General features: G+C 57.9%; 18 protein-coding genes. 10 read left to right on the plus strand and 8 right to left on the minus strand.

All coding sequences use genetic code 11. The annotated features are described in order from the left end of the window. The first annotated feature begins 39 nt into the window (after positions 1–39). The 3 genes from ACR0JX_RS02665 (at position 40) to ACR0JX_RS02675 (ending at position 2,088) form a co-directional block, all read left to right on the plus strand. Positions 40–1,014, plus strand: coding sequence for a Gfo/Idh/MocA family protein (locus ACR0JX_RS02665; RefSeq protein WP_480541162.1), 975 nt, complete (start codon positions 40–42; stop codon positions 1,012–1,014). 56 nt (positions 1,015–1,070) lie between these two features. After that, positions 1,071–1,340 carry a DksA/TraR family C4-type zinc finger protein gene (locus tag ACR0JX_RS02670; RefSeq protein WP_480541164.1) on the plus strand — a complete coding sequence of 90 codons (270 nt, stop codon included), beginning with the start codon at positions 1,071–1,073 and terminating at the stop codon, positions 1,338–1,340. Between the two features lie 148 nt (positions 1,341–1,488). Beyond that, the gene (locus ACR0JX_RS02675) at positions 1,489–2,088 is read left to right on the plus strand and encodes a suppressor of fused domain protein (protein WP_480541166.1); all 600 of its coding nucleotides are present in this window, start codon (positions 1,489–1,491) and stop codon (positions 2,086–2,088) included. Positions 2,089–2,193: 105 nt separating this feature from the next. Here ACR0JX_RS02675 and ACR0JX_RS02680 read toward each other — a convergent pair whose 3' ends face one another. From ACR0JX_RS02680 to ACR0JX_RS02690, 3 genes are all read right to left on the minus strand, one after another. Then, positions 2,194–4,014, minus strand: a complete 1,821-nt coding sequence (locus ACR0JX_RS02680; protein ID WP_480541168.1) for a M3 family oligoendopeptidase — start codon at positions 4,012–4,014, stop codon at positions 2,194–2,196. A 103-nt stretch (positions 4,015–4,117) separates the two neighbouring features. Continuing rightward, on the minus strand, positions 4,118–5,065 hold the full coding sequence (locus ACR0JX_RS02685; RefSeq protein ID WP_480541170.1) for an alpha/beta hydrolase: 948 nt from the start codon (positions 5,063–5,065) through the stop codon (positions 4,118–4,120). Continuing rightward, positions 5,065–5,355: an SCP2 sterol-binding domain-containing protein gene (locus ACR0JX_RS02690; protein WP_353007837.1), complete on the minus strand. Its 291-nt coding sequence runs from the start codon at positions 5,353–5,355 to the stop codon at positions 5,065–5,067. Before ACR0JX_RS02690 ends, ACR0JX_RS02685 begins: the two co-directional genes overlap by 1 nt. 69 nt (positions 5,356–5,424) lie before the next feature. On the opposite strand from ACR0JX_RS02690, the gene ACR0JX_RS02695 reads away from it, so the two are divergent. The 5 genes from ACR0JX_RS02695 to ACR0JX_RS02715 all read left to right on the plus strand — a co-directional run bounded on the left by ACR0JX_RS02695 (position 5,425) and on the right by ACR0JX_RS02715 (position 10,402). After that, positions 5,425–5,994, plus strand: coding sequence for a tetratricopeptide repeat protein (locus tag ACR0JX_RS02695; RefSeq protein WP_480541172.1), 570 nt, complete (start codon positions 5,425–5,427; stop codon positions 5,992–5,994). Positions 5,995–6,016: 22 nt separating this feature from the next. After that, positions 6,017–8,827, plus strand: coding sequence for a helicase-related protein (locus ACR0JX_RS02700; RefSeq protein WP_480541174.1), 2,811 nt, complete (start codon positions 6,017–6,019; stop codon positions 8,825–8,827). Between the two features lie 6 nt (positions 8,828–8,833). Further along, positions 8,834–9,199 carry an RNA-binding S4 domain-containing protein gene (locus tag ACR0JX_RS02705; RefSeq protein WP_480541176.1) on the plus strand — a complete coding sequence of 122 codons (366 nt, stop codon included), beginning with the start codon at positions 8,834–8,836 and terminating at the stop codon, positions 9,197–9,199. A 65-nt stretch (positions 9,200–9,264) separates the two neighbouring features. Then, the gene (fdxA, locus tag ACR0JX_RS02710; protein ID WP_170532724.1) at positions 9,265–9,603 is read left to right on the plus strand and encodes a ferredoxin FdxA; all 339 of its coding nucleotides are present in this window, start codon (positions 9,265–9,267) and stop codon (positions 9,601–9,603) included. A gap of 283 nt (positions 9,604–9,886) precedes the next feature. Beyond that, positions 9,887–10,402, plus strand: a complete 516-nt coding sequence (locus tag ACR0JX_RS02715; protein WP_170532727.1) for a CarD family transcriptional regulator — start codon at positions 9,887–9,889, stop codon at positions 10,400–10,402. A gap of 349 nt (positions 10,403–10,751) precedes the next feature. Here the strand turns inward: ACR0JX_RS02715 and cobS are convergent, their stop codons facing one another. Continuing rightward, positions 10,752–11,516 (minus strand): adenosylcobinamide-GDP ribazoletransferase, encoded by a 765-nt coding sequence (gene cobS, locus ACR0JX_RS02720; protein ID WP_480541178.1) that lies wholly within the window; start codon positions 11,514–11,516, stop codon positions 10,752–10,754. A 78-nt stretch (positions 11,517–11,594) separates the two neighbouring features. Here cobS and cobT point away from each other — a divergent pair, with 78 nt between their 5' ends. Continuing rightward, positions 11,595–12,605 (plus strand): nicotinate-nucleotide--dimethylbenzimidazole phosphoribosyltransferase, encoded by a 1,011-nt coding sequence (cobT, locus tag ACR0JX_RS02725; RefSeq protein ID WP_480541180.1) that lies wholly within the window; start codon positions 11,595–11,597, stop codon positions 12,603–12,605. 28 nt (positions 12,606–12,633) lie between these two features. Here the strand turns inward: cobT and ACR0JX_RS02730 are convergent, their stop codons facing one another. Further along, the gene (locus ACR0JX_RS02730; RefSeq protein ID WP_480541182.1) at positions 12,634–14,514 is read right to left on the minus strand and encodes a monovalent cation:proton antiporter-2 (CPA2) family protein; all 1,881 of its coding nucleotides are present in this window, start codon (positions 14,512–14,514) and stop codon (positions 12,634–12,636) included. 19 nt (positions 14,515–14,533) lie between these two features. Then, on the minus strand, positions 14,534–14,998 hold the full coding sequence (locus tag ACR0JX_RS02735) for an Lrp/AsnC family transcriptional regulator (protein WP_353007826.1): 465 nt from the start codon (positions 14,996–14,998) through the stop codon (positions 14,534–14,536). A 138-nt stretch (positions 14,999–15,136) separates the two neighbouring features. Between ACR0JX_RS02735 and hppD the strand changes: the two genes are divergently transcribed. Continuing rightward, positions 15,137–16,234 (plus strand): 4-hydroxyphenylpyruvate dioxygenase, encoded by a 1,098-nt coding sequence (gene hppD / locus ACR0JX_RS02740; RefSeq protein ID WP_480541184.1) that lies wholly within the window; start codon positions 15,137–15,139, stop codon positions 16,232–16,234. On the opposite strand, the gene ACR0JX_RS02745 is transcribed toward hppD, so the two are convergent. Further along, positions 16,231–16,857: a class I SAM-dependent methyltransferase gene (locus ACR0JX_RS02745; protein ID WP_480541186.1), complete on the minus strand. Its 627-nt coding sequence runs from the start codon at positions 16,855–16,857 to the stop codon at positions 16,231–16,233. The two genes, hppD and ACR0JX_RS02745, sit on opposite strands and share 4 nt — an antisense overlap. Continuing rightward, complete coding sequence (locus ACR0JX_RS02750; protein ID WP_480541187.1) at positions 16,850–18,811, minus strand: hypothetical protein; 1,962 nt, start codon at positions 18,809–18,811, stop codon at positions 16,850–16,852. The genes ACR0JX_RS02745 and ACR0JX_RS02750 overlap by 8 nt, the downstream gene beginning before the upstream one ends. Between the last annotated feature and the right edge of the window lie 90 nt (positions 18,812–18,901).

An 18,901-nucleotide genomic window follows, 5' to 3' on the forward strand; every position in this document is an offset into this window, starting at 1 on the left:
AATAGAAAGCAACTATGATTGCGCTAACGGGAGGGGAAAATGCAGAATCCGGTTCGATGGGGCGTTCTTGGCGCCTCGAAATTCGCGCAACAGTATCTGGCCCCTGCGATCCACGCAGCGGACGGCGCACAGCTTTATGGGCTTGCGACTTCGGAGCCGACGAAGGCCGCCCCGTTTCAGGCGTTCTGCCCTGACCTGAATATCTATAACAGCTACGATGCAATCCTAGCGGACCCTCGGGTTGATGCTGTCTACATCCCTTTGCCAAATCACATGCATGTGGAATGGAGCCTGAAGGCACTGGACGCAGGCAAGCATGTTCTGTGTGAAAAACCGATGACCATGCGCGCCGCAGAGTTCGACGCCTTGATCGACAAACGCGACCAGACCGGTCTGTTGGCGGCTGAGGCCTATATGATTGTCCACCATCCGCAGTGGCAGCTGGTGCGCAAACTGATCGCTGACGGGGCGATCGGCAAGTTGGCGCATGTGACTGGCGCGTTCAGCTTTGATAATCGAGCGGACACCGGGAACATCCGCAACAAGGCCGAAACGGGTGGGGGCGGCCTGCGGGATATTGGCGTCTATGTGATCGGCTCGGCGCGGTTTGCAACGGGGCAGGAACCCTACGGCGTTCAATCCGCCATCCGTTGGCAAAACGACATCGACATCTTCACTGAAATCCGAGCGCAGTTCCCTGATTTCACCTATTCGGCCTATGTCTCGATCCGGATGCACCCGCATCAAGAGATGATGTTTCACGGTGAAGGCGGCGTGATCCGCCTGACCGCCCCGTTCAACGCGCGGGTCTTTGGCGAGGCTCGGGTGGAACTGCACCGCCCCGGGCTTGAGGTGCAGGTCACGCGCTTTCCGGGCGATGATCACTATAAGCTGCAGATTGAGGCGTTCTGCCGGTCGGTGCGCGACGGTGCCGATTACCCTTGCCCGCTGGAATTCTCGCACGGGACGCAACGGATGATTGATCAGGTCTTTGATGGGGCCGTGGCCCTGTAACTTGCCTTACCTGCTGGCTTGGTTATCCTGACCGCCTTGAACACAGGAGAGACCCCATGGCAGGCGGTTGGGCACGCGACGGCGCGGTAAGCGAACAGATCGAGGCGTCGATATCGGACGAGCTGGCCCGGATGCAGGCGCAAAAGCGACCTGTGGGTGAAAGCCTGACTCATTGTGCGGAGTGCGAGGAACCGATCCCCGAAAAACGACGCGCCGCCTTGCCGGGCGTGAAACTGTGCCTGGATTGCCAGCAGGAGCGGGATGGGGCGTTCAAGGCGCCCGGTGGGATCAATCGACGCGGGTCCAAGGATAGTCAGTTGAGGTGAGGTTGGTTTGGCTGCTTTGAGCCCTTATTGACTTATTGCTGCGCAGAGACGAAAGTCGGCTTTCGCTCAAGAGGTCAGGGCAGACGATTTGGACTTAAGCATATACAAAGCTCGATTTGCGCCGGATTCTTCGCCGGGTTGGGATGCTATGGACGAGCACTTAGTCGCTCGTTTGGGCGTCAATGAACCGGACTTTCACTTTGGGAATGCCCACCGATTTGCGTTGGGAGGTAGCGACCCGCTAGACGGCATCAGCGTCTACATCCGCCGCAATCCAGATCATTTACACTTTATCTCTTATGGTATGTCCAATCTCTACTACGATGAAGAAGCCGCGGGCGGATATTTTAGTGGATGGGGCTTTGAACTGACCTTCCGCCTCGCGTTGGAGCCTTCCGAAATGCCTAGTAGGGCCGAAGACGTTCCGTATTGGCCAATGGGTCTTATGCAAAACCTTGCTCGCTACGTGCTCAGCTCCAAAAAGTGGTTTGAGCACGGTCACTATATCGACGCGAAGGGCCCCATCAAAGCAGGGTCAGAAACTGACAAGACAGCCCTTATTTTTTGCAGCGACCCAGAACTCGATAGGGCAGAGACACCGCATGGGCTTTTGGATTTCTTGCAGATCGTCGGCATAACTGCGGAAGAGCTTGGCGGTCTCCAATCTAAAACGCTCACCGTTGAAGCCCTGCTCGAAAAAAAGATCACAAGTCAGCCGCTTCTGATCACGTCACTTGGTGAAGATTGACTTTTCGGTCGCCCAGGTAGTTCGCGAAAGCAGACTTTCAGTTGCTTGCGAGTTATGACCGCTTCGTCCGCGAAGCGGACAAAGCGATTATTGGCCTGTCCTGATTCAGCTTTCCATCGCTTCCAACTCGTCAATAAAGCCCGAGATCATCGACAGGCCCTTGTCCCAGAATTTCGGGTCGCTGGCATCCAGTCCAAATGGGGCGAGCAGGTCCTTGTGGTGTTTCGACCCACCAGCGCGCAGCATGTCGAAATACTTGTCCTCGAACCCCTCAGCGCCGCTTTCGTAGACTGAATAAAGTGCGTTCACGAGGCCGTCTCCAAACGCATAGGCGTAGACGTAGAAGGGGGAGTGCACGAAATGGGGGATGTAAGCCCAAAACGTTTGATACCCTTCCATGAACTCGAATGACGGCCCGAGGCTTTCCGCCTGAACTCTCATCCACAGGGCGTTGATGTCGTCCGGGGTCAGTTCGCCCTCGCGGCGGGCGGCGTGCAGTTTGCATTCGAAGTCGTAGAACGCGATTTGACGGACCACCGTGTTGATCATGTCTTCGACCTTACCGGCCAGCAGAACCTTACGCTGTTCCGGAGTCTCTGCCTGATCCAGCATTTTGCGGAAGGTCAGCATTTCACCGAAGACAGATGCGGTTTCGGCCAGTGTCAGCGGGGTCGAGGACAGCATTTCACCCTGATCAGCAGCCAGCACCTGGTGCACACCATGGCCCAACTCGTGCGCCAGGGTCATTACGTCGCGCGGTTTGCCAAGATAGTTAAGCATCACGTAAGGATGCACCTCGGTCACGGTGGGGTGCGCAAAGGCGCCCGGCGCTTTGCCCGGCTTCACTGCCGCATCAATCCAGCCTTTTGAGAAGAAGGGTGTGGCGATCTCTCCCATACGCGGATCAAACGCATTGTAGGCGTCCATAACGGTCTTTTCGGCCTCATCCCAGCCAACGATGCGGGTGTCTTCCATCGGCAAGGGCGCGTTGCGATCCCAGACCTGCATGACGTCCAGACCCAGCCACTTGCGTTTCAACTCATAGTACCGATGGCTCAGCTTGGGGTAGGCGGCCACAACTGCTTCGCGTAGGGCCTCGACCACTTCGGGTTCCACATCGTTCGACAGATGGCGACCGGTCTGCGCGGTTGGCATGTTGCGCCAGCGGTCGACGATTTCCTTTTCCTTAGCTTGCGTGTTGTGCACACGGGCGAAGGTTTTGATGTTGACCTGAAACACCGATGCCAGTTCGCGCGCCGCCGCCTCGCGCTTGCTGCGATCCTGCTCGGTCAGCAGGTTCAGAGTGCCTTCGATGTTCAGTTCTTCGCCGTCAACGTCAAAGGTCAGACCCGCAATGGTCTCGTCGAACAGGCGTTCCCAGGCATCGCCAACAACGCCCAGATCGTGCAGGAATTTCTCCAACTCATCAGAGAGTTGATAAGGCTTCATCGCGCGGATACGGCGGAAGACCGGCTCGTACCGCGCCAGATCAGCATTGGCCGCGAAATGCGCCTTCAGCACATCATCGTCGATGCGGTTGAGTTCCAGCGTGAAGAACACCAGTGGCGTGGTAAAGATGGTGATCTTTTCCTGCATGTCCGACAGGAATTTCGCGCGATCTGCATCGGTGGTCAGTTGGTAGTACCGCAGACCAGCGAAGGACATGATCCGCCCGGCAATTCCATTGATCTTCTCGTTGCGCAATACGCAGGTCAGCAGGCCATCGGCATCCAGATCGGCCAGCTTGCCTTCGTAGTCTGACGCGAAAGAGGCGCATTCGCCGTCCAGCCAATCCAGATCACGCGCCAGTTCAGGCGCATCTTCTGAGGCATAAAGGTCGCTCAGATCCCATTCCGGCAGGTTGCCCAAGTTGTCGGTGCCACCGACAGCGTTTGCATCACGGACGGGAAAGGGAAGGTCGCGCATAGATCACCTTTTGAAACTGCTTTGGCAAACATCTAGGGCTGCCGCGCCGGGATCACAAGCGGACAGTTGGCGCATTGGGGCTCAACTCGGTCCAAGTTGCGCCCTACGATTGGTGTGCCAGAAAATGAGCCGCCAGCTGATCCAGCACCGGGCCACGCACATCAGGCGCTTCCATCAGCACTTCGTGTTCACCATCGGGGATCTCAACCAGCGTACCGTTCGGCCAGTTTGCCATCCGGGCGCGTATCGCCTTGCGGTCCACGATTTGTTCGTGACTGCCCAGAAAGGTAAGGCAGGCGGTGTCGGGGGCGGGTTGATCCATCAGCCAGGCGCATTCTGTCAACGCCTCGCGCAGCCATCGGTTGGACGGCGCGCCAAGTGACAGATCGGGATGTACGGTCAACTGATCCTGCATCATTTTGTACATTGCCGGATCGCGGGTCAGCACATTGTCCTGAAATGGTTGCGACAGCACATAGCTTTCCAATGAGGTTGTCGGTGGTGTCCGTTCGCCCAGGCCAAGTGCAGTGCCCCAATAAGCCGTCAGACGGCTGAGCGGCTTCATGACAGGGGTGAAGAAAATACCCCACATCGGGCCGGTGAAGGCGCAGGCGGCAAAGCATCCCTGCTCAACAACCGCGCGAAACCCGATGGCCCCACCCATCGAATGTCCGATCAGATGCCAGGGTTTCGGCAGGTCAAGCTGCGTGGCCAGATCGATGACTGCCTGCACGTCATGCTGATAGTCCGGGAAACGGTCGACATGGCCAATGCGCGGGTTGTCCAGTAACCGATCTGCCAAGCCCTGACCGCGCCAGTCTACGGCCAGCATTGCAAACCCGCGTTGGGCAAACTCTGCGGCGGTGCTGCCGTATTTTTCAATATATTCGGTGCGGCCCGGAAACATGAATACCGTGCCGTTTGCATCACCCTGAGGCCGCCAATGGGCCATGCGAATACGGGGCCCGTCCATGGTCTGCAACCAGTGAGCCGCACCACCGGCGGGACCGCCGGCCACATCTTCGAAAAAGGGGGCCGGCGACAGTTCCATCAGGCCAGCACCGAAGCGAGCTTCATCGCAACGCCCATGTCGCCATCAACGCTCAGCTTGCCAGACATGAACGCGCCCGTGGGGTTCAATTCGCCGCTGAGAATCTCCTGAAACGTATCGGCATCGGCGCTTAGAGTGACGTCTGCTTCGTCATCACTGATGCGCGCACCGTTCGAATCCAGAATGATTGCGCCCAGATCGGCAATCGCGAATTTGGCCGAGGCGTCGAATTCGCCACCCGCCAGTTTTTCATTCAGCGCTGATACGGCTGCTTCCAAAGTGTCGCTCATCGTGCTCCTCATTTTGTTTGTGCGCCGTGAATGGACATCCCCGGTCGCAACGCTACACTGAGCATTGTTATGGGCATTGCAACAAACAATCTCAAAGGTACCGTTGCGGCAATCGCGCTGCTAGTCATGATTTCCGGAACTTGCGTCGCGCAAGAGGCCGATTCCCGGGATGAGACTCAGTTGTTACAGCAACTGGCTCAATCAACGCCGCAGCAGGCAATTGGTTTGGATCGGCAGCTTCAGGCGCTTTGGTCGCAATCTGGTTCGGCCTCGGCGGACCTGTTGTTAGAGCGCGGGCGAGAGGCGCTGGATGATGGGGATGTCGAAACCGCCATTGAGCATCTGACAGCCCTGACAGATCACGCCCCTGATTTCGCCGAGGGCTGGCATGTGCGAGCGTCGGCCTTTTTTGGACAGGAACGGTTCGGCATGGCCGCAGCCGATTTGGAATATGCGCTGACCCTGAACCCCAATAACTACGATGCTATCTATGGGCTCGGTCTGATCTTTGAGGTTGTGGGCAAGCCCGAGCGTGCATTCGATGCCTATCAGCGTGCATTGGCTATACATCCCCATCATGAAGAAGTAACCAATGCGGTGAATCGACTAAAGCCTCAGGTCGAAGGCTCAGCTCTCTGAGACACTGGGGCAGGGGGCACAGGTGAGCGGGTCATCCCGAGTAGTGGCCGTACTTGGCCCGACGAATACAGGCAAAACCCATTACGCAATTGAACGCATGCTGGGGCATCGAACGGGCGTCATCGGCCTGCCGCTACGTCTGCTCGCACGCGAGGTCTATGACAAGATCGTCGCAATTCGCGGCCCGTCTGTTGTGGCTCTGGTCACGGGCGAAGAACGGATTGTGCCGCCCCGCACCCAATATTGGGTCTGTACGGTCGAAGCGATGCCCGAGGGGATGGGGGCTGATTTTGTTGCCATCGATGAAATCCAGCTTTGCGCTGATCCGGAACGCGGTCACGTTTTTACAGATCGGTTGCTGCGATCCCGTGGAACCCATGAGACCCTCTTTCTGGGCTCGGACACTATGCGCGGCCCGATCGCTGCGCTGGTCTCCGAGGCGCAGTTTGTTAGGCGCGAGCGGATGTCGCAGTTGGTATATACCGGTTCAAAAAAAATCAGCCGGATGCCCGCGCGCAGCGCCATCGTCGGATTCTCGGTCGACAATGTCTATGCCATTGCTGAACTATTGCGCCGTCAAAAGGGCGGCGCTGCCGTGGTTATGGGGGCGCTTAGCCCGCGCACGCGCAATGCACAGGTCGATCTCTATCAGAATGGTGAGGTTGACTATCTGGTCGCCACAGATGCCATCGGGATGGGGTTGAACCTGGATGTGAACCATGTGGCGTTCTCGTCCCTGTCCAAATTCGATGGCCGCCGGATGCGCCCGCTCGCGCCGAATGAATTAGCACAGATCGCAGGCCGGGCAGGGCGCGGCATGTCAGATGGCACTTTCGGTGTGACGGGTGAAGCAGCGCCGCTGGACGAAGGTTTGGCGCAGGCGATCATGGACAGCCGGTTTACGCCGATGAAAAAGCTGAACTGGCGGAATGCTGCCCTCCGTTTTGGCTCGATTGAGGCGCTGATCGACGCGCTTGAGGTCAGTCCGCAGGGCGAAAACCTGGTTAAGGCGCGTCCGGCTGATGACCTGAATGCCCTGAAATCCCTGTCACAAGTGACCGAGGTTATGGCGCGTGCCAGCGATGGGCCATCGGTCCGTTTGCTATGGGATGTGTGCCGTATTCCCGATTTTCGGGGGATCAGTCACGCCGAACATGCAGGTTTGCTCGACGTGATCTTTGGCCACCTGCACGAGCGCGGGTCTATCCCCGATGATTTCATGGCCCGGCAGGTGCGACGTATCGACCGGACAGATGGCGATATCGATGCTCTTTCCAAAAGGTTGGCGTATATTCGCACCTGGACCTATGTTGCGCAACGAAACGGCTGGTTGCGTGACGAATCGCATTGGCGGGACGAGACGCGCACTGTAGAAGACAGGCTGTCAGACGCTCTTCACGAACGTTTGACTCAAAGATTTGTGGACCGGCGCACATCCGTGTTGTTGCGCCGGCTCAAACAGAAGGAGGCCCTTTTGGCCGAAGTAAATGACAAGGGTGAAGTGACCGTCGAAGGCGAATTCGTCGGTCGTTTGGAAGGGTTCCGGTTTACACCGGACAAAAGCGCGCAAGGGGCTGAGGCGAAAGCGCTCAAATCGGCCTCGCTGCAAGCCCTCGCGCCGCAATTCCATCTGCGTGCCGATCGCTTCTACAATGCACCCGATACCGAAATTGATTTCACTGATCAGGGCGGCCTGATGTGGGGCGAATACGCTGTCGGTAAACTGGTTGCCGGGGCCGAGCCTCTCAAGCCGATGGTCGAGGTTTTTGTGGATGAGGCCGCGGGGCCAGACGTCGAACAGAAGGTGCAGCGCCGTCTGCAGCACTTCATCGACCGCAAAGTGGCCGCACTGTTCGAGCCGCTGCTGAACCTGTCGCGAGACGAGGAACTGTCCGGTCTGGCCAAAGGCTTTGCTTTCCGCATGGTCGAGGCGCTGGGCGTGTTGCCCCGCGCGCAAGTCGCGCAAGAGGTCAAGGATCTGGATCAGGACGCTCGCGGCGCGCTGCGCAAGCACGGCATCCGTTTTGGTCAGTTTACCATCTTCATGCCGCTGCTGCTGAAGCCAGCGCCGACGCGCTTGCGTCTGGTACTTTGGGCATTGTCCAGTGGCCTGCAGGAATTCCCCGAAGCGCCGCCTCCGGGGCTGGTTACCGTGCCCGTCGCCAAGGATGCGCCGCAGGGATACGACACCATGTGTGGCTACCGCGATGCGGGCGAGCGATCGATCCGGATCGACATGCTGGAACGTCTGGCCGATATGCTGCGGGCCGAGGACAGCCGGGGTGGCTTTGAAGCCAAGCCTGACATGCTTTCGATCACGGGCATGACGCTGGAACAGTTCGCGGACCTGATGCAGGGGCTGGGCTACAAGGCCGAACGCGGCGAGCGTGAAAAGGTCAAAGCTGCACCGGCTGAAGCACCTGCCACTGAAGCGGCAGAGCAACCCACTGCCGAAGAAACCTCGGTAGCTGAAGCTCCGACCGCAGAGGTCGCCGCACCTGCCGATGCGTCAGCCGAGGCCACGACAAGCCCCGAGGCGGCAGCCGAGGCTCCGGCCGCAGAGCCCGCAAATGACGAACCCGAGGTCGAGGTGTTCTACACCTTCACTTGGGGCCGTCAGCGCCAGCAAAATCGCGGCCCGCGCCGCGAGCAGGGGCAGGGCAAAGGCAAGCCGCGTGGCAAACCTCAGGACGGTCGCAAGCCGCAAGGCAAAAAGGGTGGCAAGCCGCAGGGCGCAAAGTCCTTCTCGTCTCGGCCTCCGAAGAAGGAAAAGGCAATCGACCCCGACAACCCGTTTGCAGCAGCGCTGATGGGTTTGAAGGACGGCAACTGATCCGTCATGGATCAGGCCAAGCTGCGGATCGACAAATGGCTCTGGCAGGCGCGATTCTTCAAGACCCGCAGCCTGGCGGCCAAGCAGGTCAGCGGCGGCCATGTGCGACTGAATGGAAACCGGGTTCTGAAACCTGCCCAAGCGGTGGGGCCCGGCGATGTTTTGACCTTCCCACAGGCGCGCACTGTTCGGGTCGTCAAGGTTGAGGCGCTGGGTAATAGGCGTGGTCCGGCCTCAGAGGCACAAACGCTGTATTCGGATTTGACCCCGAAACAGGAGGTACGGCCCACAGATCCCGGTTTCGAGGGAAAAGGTCGTCCAACCAAGAAAGATCGGCGGGCAATTGATCTTTCTCGCAGGCTCGATGACTGATCTGACCTTGAAGATAAGGCCAGTCTGAATTAGCTAATCGCCAAAGATCATACGGGAACTCAGCAATGACTTATGTCGTCACCGAAAACTGCATCGCCTGCAAATACACCGACTGTGTCGAAGTGTGCCCGGTGGACTGTTTTTACGAAGGTGAGAATGCGCTGGTCATTCATCCCGATGAATGCATCGATTGCGGCGTGTGCGAACCCGAATGCCCCGCCGATGCCATTCGCCCAGACACCGAGCCGGGGATGGAGACATGGGTCGAGTTTAACCGCAAGTTCTCTGAAGTCTGGCCCGTGATCGTGACCAAGAAGGATCCTCTGCCCGAAGCAGAGGAGCGGGACGGCGAAGAAGGCAAGATGGAGAAATACTTCTCCGAAGCGCCCGGCGAGGGCGGATAAGCGATTCGCCGCCTGACCTGGGACAATGCTCTTCAATGCGGCGTGGTAATTCTCTGAAATCAGGGCGAATATTGCGATTTTACCTTAGGTAAACTTTCGGGTGTCGCATTTTTGTGATATACTCCCTCCTTACATGATGACTGAGATCGGGATGCACTCCGTAAGTATGCTCGCTTTGGAGTTCTGAATTTATGACAAATATGCCGCCTGTCGGGGCTGAAACAGTCCCCGCTTGTGGTGTTTTGTCGTCTGCTTGCCGGTCCAAAACCAAGGAATACACTGAATGACAAAGTCGAAAAAGCTTGAGTTCCGCCCCAACGACTATGTTGTCTACCCCGCCCATGGCGTGGGCCAGATCATCTCGATCGAGGAACAGGAAGTCGCGGGCTATTCGCTTGAGCTGTTTGTCATCTCATTCGAGAAAGACAAGATGACCCTGCGGGTGCCGACCAACAAGGTCACCGAATCCGGGCTGCGTTCGCTCAGCTCGCCGGACGTGATCAGCCAGGCGATGAAAACGCTGAAAGGCAAGGCCAAGGTAAAGCGCGCCATGTGGTCGCGCCGGGCGCAGGAATATGAACAAAAGATCAATTCGGGTGATCTGATCTCGATCGCCGAAGTGGTTCGTGACCTGCACCGCACCGACGATCAGCGCGAGCAGAGCTATTCCGAGCGTCAGCTGTACGAAGCCGCGCTGGAACGCCTGACCCGGGAAGTTGCTGCTGTTTCGGGCGCAGGTGAGCTGTCGGCAGCCAAACAAGTGGATGAGGTGCTGACCTCGCGCGCTGCTGCTGCCTGAATGCACTGACGCTAAGTTGTCAAAGCCGTTCTGACTTCAGGGCGGCTTTTTCTATCTAAGTTGGGCTAAGCCCAAACGCCCATTGGCTGAGGAACCGGCCGTGATCAGGATAGTCATAGGATGCGCTTTGCTTGCCATGTCCGGTGTGTTTTGGGTAGCTTACTATTCCAGATACTTCAAGTGGCGTGATTGCTTCAACGAGTTGGGCCGGTGTTATGACCCGGAGACGGGTCAGGTTCTTTTGCAGCAAGCGGGATTGGTGTGGGGATCGGCAGGCGCACTGAGCCTTATTCCTGTGCTCTATCTGCTGATTGGGCATGTTTGCCAAAGGCGTAGGCGGGCCTGATGTTTACAGCTGGGCGCTGATTGCGACCAAGAATGTAATCTCGGCCAGTTGCTGAGACGCCCCAAGAATGTCGCCGGTCTGGCCGCCGATCTTCCTCTTGGCCAAGAGGCCAAGGCCAAAAATGACGACCGCAGCGCAAATCGCAGGCAACAAAAACAGTGTTCCAGCCAGCAGCAGGCCGATCACGATTGCCAGACCTAACGACAGGGTGACGGTCATCTCATTTGGTGTGCCGACCGAATGGCTTAGGCCCGATTGCCGTGCATTGGGCAAGGCGGTCATGAGAACCGGCATCATGGCACGGGACAGCACGCAGGCGGTAAGGATTGCCCAGAACGCACCTTCGGACAAAAGCGCAGCAATCGCTGAGATGCGGATCAGTTGTGCACCGATCAGGGCCAGAACACCATACGTTCCGATATGGCTGTCCTTCATGATTTCCAGCCGGCGCTCGGGTGTGAATCCGCCCCAAAGCCCGTCAAACGTGTCGGCCAAACCGTCTTCATGCATGGCGCCCGTCGCCATGATCAGGGCCCCAACAACCAGAACAGCGGAAACGAATGAGGACACGGACAGCGCTAGCAAGACCCAACCCACCGCACAAGCCAGCCCGCCGACGACAAATCCGACCACTGGAAAAGCCCAGACCGCATGAGCCTGCCGGGCAAAGACATGGTCGGGCAGGCGGGGCAAGGGCAGGCGCGTCAGAAGAACCAGCGCCAGCGGGATGTCCCACGCAGAAACTGGATTGGTGTCGTTTTTATGCACCTTCGCGCCTTTCAGGGTCTTGTTGGTCTCTCAGCTTCGGTTAAACACGCAGGACCACTCTGATGCAATGAGGCTTTGATGCTGCCCGAACTGAATGAATTGAACACGTTCCGCGATGCGTTGATCAACGCGCCTGGTCCAGACACAGCGGCCGAAGACGGCGCCGCCGCGCGCAATGGCCAGCTGACCAAACCTCCGGGTGCGTTGGGGCGGCTTGAGGATCTGGCGATCTGGTACGCGTCCTGGCGCGGCGATGCGCGTCCTCAGATCGAACAGCCTCAAGTCATTGTGTTTGCAGGCAATCACGGGGTCACGGCGCAAGGCGTGTCGGCCTTTCCGCCTGAAGTGACCGTGCAGATGGTTATGAATTTCGAACATGGCGGGGCTGCGATCAATCAACTGGCCAAGGCGGCCGGGGCAAAGATGGATGTCCATGCGCTGGACTTAGAGCGCCCGACCGCAGATTTTACACAAGGCCCGGCCATGAGCGAGGTCGAACTTCTGAGCGCGCTGAAAACCGGTTGGAACGCGGTCGACCCACAAGCCGACCTGCTGGTGGTCGGTGAGATGGGGATCGGCAACACCACCCCCGCTGCGGCCATCGCCTGCGCGCTATTCGGTGGAGAGGCTGCCGATTGGACCGGACGCGGCACCGGTGTCGACGATGCGGGTCTTGCCAACAAAACCCGCGTTGTGGCCGAAGGCGTTGCGCGCCACGCCACCGACGATGGGCTGGAGGTTCTGCGCTGTCTCGGTGGACGTGAGATTGCCGCGATGGCCGGTGCGATTGCTGCCGCCCGCGTATTGCGCATCCCTGTCATTCTGGACGGGTTTATCTGCACTTCCGCAGCTGCCTGTCTCGCGCGTGTATCTGTCGCGGCGTTAGACCATGCGGTCGCAGGCCATCAAAGTGCCGAGGGTGCGCATGGGGCGATGCTTTCGAAACTGGGCAAAGAGCCGTTGCTGAACCTTGGCCTGCGACTGGGCGAGGGGTCTGGCGGGGCGCTGGCCATCAATATCCTCAAAAGCGCCGTGGCTTGCCATTCCGGCATGGCCACCTTTGCCGAGGCTGGCGTGTCAGACGGATGACCTGATCGCCTGTTCGGGCTGCACCCGATCAGGCAGATTTCTGGGCGTGTTCCTCGGCCAGTTCCAGAAGCGCGGTCTCCAGGTCTTTCTCCAAAGACTGCGCCCGCTCGATGTATTTCTTGTTCTCTGCGGTGGGCATGCCGGGTACCCACAGCTCGGCCAGTTCGCGTACCGATGCCCGGTCGTGATGGTAGAAGGTCTGTTCGGCCTGCGCGGCTTCGTATTCGCTGAGCCCGATATTTTCCAATACGTACCGACCGGCGCGTAAGGAGCTGTCGAACATTTCACGCACGATGTCGTTGGCCCCTGCCTGGTACAGCTCGTACACATGGGTCCGGTCATGGGCGCGGGCGATGATGTGCAGGTCCGGGCGTTGGCGGCGGGCAAATCCGACCAGTCGCGTCACCGTCTTTCGATCATCCATTGCCGCAACCAGAACTGACGCCTTATCCAGCCCCGCTGCGCGCAAAAGCTCGGGCCGGGTTGGGTCACCCAGAAAGCCTTTGACGCCGAAACGGCGCATCAGCTGGATCGTCTCGATATCATGGTCCAGAACGATGGTCTTGAACCCGCTGGCCACCACAAGGCGATTGACGATCTGACCGAACCGTCCAATGCCGGCGATGATCACCGGTCCTTTTTCGTCGATCTCATCCGGCTCCATCGTGGTTGTCGTCTCGCCCAGCTTCCGCGAAAGCAGGTCGTAGATGATGAACAAAAGCGGCGTAATCAGCATCGTCAACGCGATGATCATAAGCAGTTTTTGCGCCAGGTCCTGAGGGATCACATTCTGTTGCCGTGAAAAGGCCAGAAGGACAAAACCGAACTCACCCGCTTGTGCCAAACCAAGGGTGAACAACCAGTGATCACGGCCCTTCAGCTTGAAGGCTTTGCCTACAATATAGAGGATGACACCCTTGGCGAAGATCACCAGCAGGGCAAGACCGATCAGGTCAAACGGATCGTTGAAGAAATACCCAACGTCGATCCCGGCCCCAACCGTGATGAAGAAAAGGCCTAGAAAAAGGCCTTTGAAGGGCTCAAGGTCGCTTTCCATCTCATGCCGGAATTCCGAGCTGGCCAGCACAACACCCGCCAGAAATGCGCCCAGAGCGGGTGACAGGCCAACCAGTGTCATCAGGAAGGAAATGCCAACCACGATCATCAGGGCCAATGCGGTGTACATCTCGCGCAGGCGCGAGGCGTGGATAAAGCGGAACAGAGGGCGGGTCAGGTAGACACCTGCCAGAATAACAAAGGCAATGGCTCCGATTGTCACCAATGTGACGGCCCAACCAGGTAATCCCTCAACCAAGGACAGGCTGTGATGCGCATCATGCAAATGCTCTGCGGCGCTGCGGTCAATTGACCCGTCGGCCTCGATATGAGGGATGGCGGGCAGGGCCAGCAAGGGCAACATCGCCAGAATCGGGATGACGGCGATGTCTTGTGTCAACAGGACTGAAAAGGTCGCGCGCCCGCCATTGGTTTGCATCAGCCCCTTTTCAGACAGGGTTTGCAGTACAATTGCGGTTGAAGACAGGCATAGGGTCAGGCCAACGGCGAGCGCCACGGTCCAGGGGTGGCCGGCATAAATCGCCACGCCCGCAATCACTGCGGTGGACAATAGAACCTGCAAACCGCCCAGTCCCAACAATCTGTCCCGCATATCCCAAAGGGCGCGCGGTTCCAGCTCCAACCCGATCAGGAACAGCATCATGACCACGCCGAACTCAGCCACGTGCTGTAGATCTTCGGTTTCAGCCCCAACAAGGCCTAGAACCGGACCGATGATAAGACCGGCGGCCAGATATCCCAGAACCGATCCCAATCCCAGGCGCGCCGATAACGGAACGGCAATCACCGCAGCGGCGAGATATATAGATGCCTGATATAGGAAATCGTCCATTTGTGTCCTCGTTGCCTGCTCAGGTCGGCAGGGGGGCGTCGCGTTTCAATTGGTCCATCACGATCTGGCTTTGAACCCGTGCAACCGCAGGATGCGGCAGGATCACCTGATGAAGCAAGCTGTTGAGCGCAGATAGATCGTCGCAATAGACATGCAACAGGTAATCTGCCTCTCCGGTCATCGTCCAGGCGCTGGTGATTTCGGGACGGGCATCCACCAAACGGGCAAAGCTGGCCGATTGATCCGGCCCATGCGTGCCGAGGTGAACCTGAACAAAACCCTGGACTTGCAGGCCCAGTTTCAACGGATCCAGCCGTGCGGTATAGCCGGTGATGTACCCTTCGGCCTCCAGCCGTTGGCGGCGGCGACCGGCCTGACTTGCAGACAGGTTAAGTACTTCGCCCAGTTGTTGGGCGGTCAGATGCGCATCGCGCTGGAGCGCGGCCAACAATCCGATATCGATATGATCCAGTGCTTGCGGCATTTCACCGTATTATTTCCAAATCGCGCGTGTTTTGCGCGTGTGAACATAGTTTATCTGAAAACAATGCGCAGAAACAGCGTTGTTTAAGACATATCTTGGAATCAGCAAAGAAATTCCTGTTTTCAAAGGAGACGCGCCATGGGTCCTTTCCCGCATAACGCCCCGAAATCCATCATCAGCGCAGAGAACCCGGCTGGAACCGACGGGTTCGAGTTCGTCGAATTCGCTCATCCCAACCCGCAGGAATTGCGGGATCTGTTTGCGACCATGGGCTATGACCTTGTTGCCCGTCACAAGAAAAAACCCCTGATCGAGCTGTGGCAGCAAGGGGACGTGACTTATATCCTCAATGCTGATCCTGAGAGTTTTGCCGCAAAGTTTGTCGCCGAACACGGCCCCTGTGCGCCTGCAATGGGCTGGCGGGTTGTCGATGCGCAGCAGGCGTATGAGCATGCGGTTTCAAAAGGGGCCGAACCCTATGATGGCGCGGACAAAACCATGGATGTACCCGCGATCAAAGGGATTGGCGGGTCGCTGATCTACTTCATTGATCAGTATTACGACACATCGCCCTACAACCAGGAATTCGAATGGATCAAGGAATCCAAACCACGCGGTGATGGGTTCTACTACCTCGACCACCTGACCCATAACGTTTTTAAGGGCAATATGGACAAGTGGTTCAAGTTTTATGGCGACTTGTTCAACTTCCGCGAAATCCGGTTCTTTGATATTCAGGGCAAGTTCACGGGGCTTTATAGCCGCGCGTTGACCTCGCCTTGCGGCCGTATCCGTATCCCGATCAACGAAGATCGCGGCGAAACGGGTCAGATCGTCTCGTACCTCAAGAAGTACAAGGGCGAAGGTATCCAGCATATCGCGGTGGGCAGCGAGGATATCTATGCCTCGACCGACGCGATTGCCGAGAAGGGGCTAAAGTTCATGCCAGGCCCGAACCAATCCTACTATGATATGTCAAAGGACCGCGTGAAAGATCATGACGAGCCGCTGGATCGGATGATTAAGCACGGCATCCTGATCGACGGCGAAGGCGTGGTGGATGGCGGTGAGACGCGGATTCTGCTGCAAATCTTTTCGAAAACCGTGATCGGCCCTATCTTTTTCGAGTTCATTCAGCGCAAGGGCGATGATGGGTTCGGAGAGGGAAATTTTCAGGCCTTGTTCGAGTCCATCGAGCGCGAGCAAATCGAAAGCGGCGAGATTTCAGCGGCTTAATCCGCTTCGAACACAAGCTTAGTCCAAGTCACTCCGGCATGCCTGTTTCCCTCTTGAAGGGAAGCGTGGCCGGAGCGATGAAGAACCTTTAGCCCGGCGTGCTGCGCGACGGTCACTAGATCGTCGGCGCAGATTGGAAACCCCGGTCTGTCCACAGGGCAGGGGCCGTGGCGCAGTGACAGGATCAGGCGGCCTGATGGTTTCAGCCGTGTAGCCAGTGCTTCAATAGCGGTTTTCTGATCCTGCGGATTTAGATGATGCAGCACTCCGATTGCCAGGGCTGCGTCAAAGCTGGTTTGGTCTTTGGGTAAGTTGGTCAAATTTGGCAGACTTGCATCAAACCACTCTATCTCGAGGTGGCGATAGCTGGTCTGAGCGTGATCTCGGAATCGGGCGACGGGTTCAACGGCCGTGACAAGAAACCCATGTTCAACCAGCCAGGCAGCCAACGCACCAGGACCCGCACCCACATCCAAAACATGCGCATCAGGGCCGGGCAGAAAATTGACAAGAGGGCCCAGTACGGCCTCCTGCGACAGGTTCTCGTAAGACGAAATTAACTGAAGAGCAGAGTGTTCGTACCCTTCAAAAACGCGCCTTTGATACGCAAAATGATCATCCACGCGGCATCTTGAGGGACACGTTGCGACCCTTCTTTTGATATAGCAACTCACTGTCGCTGATTGCGACGACCTTGCCGCCGTCGACCCGGTCACCCACCTTCAGTTTCTTGTATCTTCCGCTGGGCAAACGCACCAAGGCGCGCCGGTTGGCTGGTGTGCCGTAGACCCCGATCAGGTTCAGGCGGCGCAGGTTGATCGCGTTGTCGATGGTCGCTTGCCGCGCCACCGATGCGGTCGTGGGGATCTTGGGGGCAACGGTTTTGGGCTCGAAGGTTTCGGCCCCACCACTGTTCTGATCCAGCCCGGCGGTTGATCCCAGATTCGTCGCCGGTGCGGCCGCCGCAGTCCGAACCAGCCCTGCAGGGCGTGCCTTGGGACGCGGAACAAGTACGACGGCCAAGGCAGTCGGGGTGTCATCCACCTCGGGGCTGGCTTGTAGCGAAGCGGGGCGTTGCTTGGGCCGCAACACAGACAGTTCTTGTAACGATCTGCCGCCCAGTTGCTGACGTTCGAATTGATCTTGCAGGTTCTCAGGGCGGGGCTTGGGCCGTATTCCGGCCAAGCGCGAGGTTGTTTCCTCGACCACCGGTTCTTGTTCGAACCGCAAAGGTACTGCTGGCGGCACAGACGAGGGGCGGCCGAGATAGACCAGCACGCCATCAGGGTTCAGCGTGCCTTCGGGCGTTGGGGTGACCAGCCCGCGCTCATCCAGATCAAACCCGGGGATGGAGGCGCGCGCCAGAGCGGGCAGATCAAAGGGCTGATCTGTTTCAAAACTCGCTGACGGTGCCAGGGCCACCGCGTCGTTGGAAAAATCGGATTTGCCAACCGAAGCCAAATACAGATCGTCCGGTTCAACGGCAACTGGTTCTTCGGGCTGTGCTGGGGCGGTCTCAACAACACCTGTGGCGATTTCAGATTGCGGAGCCGTCTCGGTTTCCTGTGCAACGTCCTCGACCGGCGTGGGTTCTACCTTCAACGCCTCAAGGATCGCCGCATCGGTCGCAGACAAGGCGGGTTGATCTTCGGCTGTCGCCTCGGGTGCGGGCTCTACAGTCGCCACCTGATCGTCTTCAAGCGCGGATTCTATCGTAGGTTCGGTATTTTCTGCCTCAGGCACTTCCGGCAGGATGTCTACCGCCAGATCAGCGGCCATTTCAGCCTCAGGGGATGTGGTTTCAGGTTCCAAGTCTCCCTCGGCCACAATCTCCTCTTCCGGCGATCCGATAAGGTACCACGCGCCAATCACAAGGGCCAACAAACCCGTCGCTGCGACCGCAGGCAGGGCAAATTTGTTGAGACTCGCGCCGCTGCTTGCTGAGTCACTTTGCGATGGAGCAGGAGCGCGAAACGCGTCCGGGGCGGCGGTTTCCGCTATGGCGTGAACCTTGGGGGTTGACGGATCGGCGTCTGCCTTAGGTGCCGGTACTGCGGGGGCAGGCTTAGCCTCTGGTGCAGCAACCGGAGTGGCTGTAAGCGGCTTCGCATCCAGTTCAAACACCGGCACGCCGGGGAACTCATCTTCACTCGGCTCAGCGGTATAAGCGACAGGCACGAATCCATGCTCGGTGGTAAAGCTATGCGCTTCGTTCAAGGTCTGGTGTGCCACTGCCGCCCCATAGACCAGACCGTCTTTGGTGATCGAGGCAAAACTCAGTTCATCGCGCTCATATGGTGTGGCATCGACCAACGCGTCCTGCACCATTTGCGCGTTTTCGTCAGTAGACAGAACTTCCGATGGAATCGTGAGATAGCGGATTTGATCCGCTGGGATAACCACATTGCAACTCAGGTCGTTTTCCAGTGCAAAACCCTGATCTCGCAGCGCCTGTATCTGCCCGTTCAGGTCATCTGTATCCAGCGATACAGTGCCGATCTCGTACCACTCACCTTCGGACAGATGGTGCAACGAAATACCGGTTGCAGAAAAAGATAGCGTAAAGGCGGGTTTCATATTCCCGGAGAACCATAACTATATCATCAGCGCAAACGATCACACGCTCGCAGAGTGACAGTAGAGCAGGAACCCGCCGAGGGAAAGAAA

This window comes from Ruegeria sp. AH7 (genome assembly GCF_056541325.1).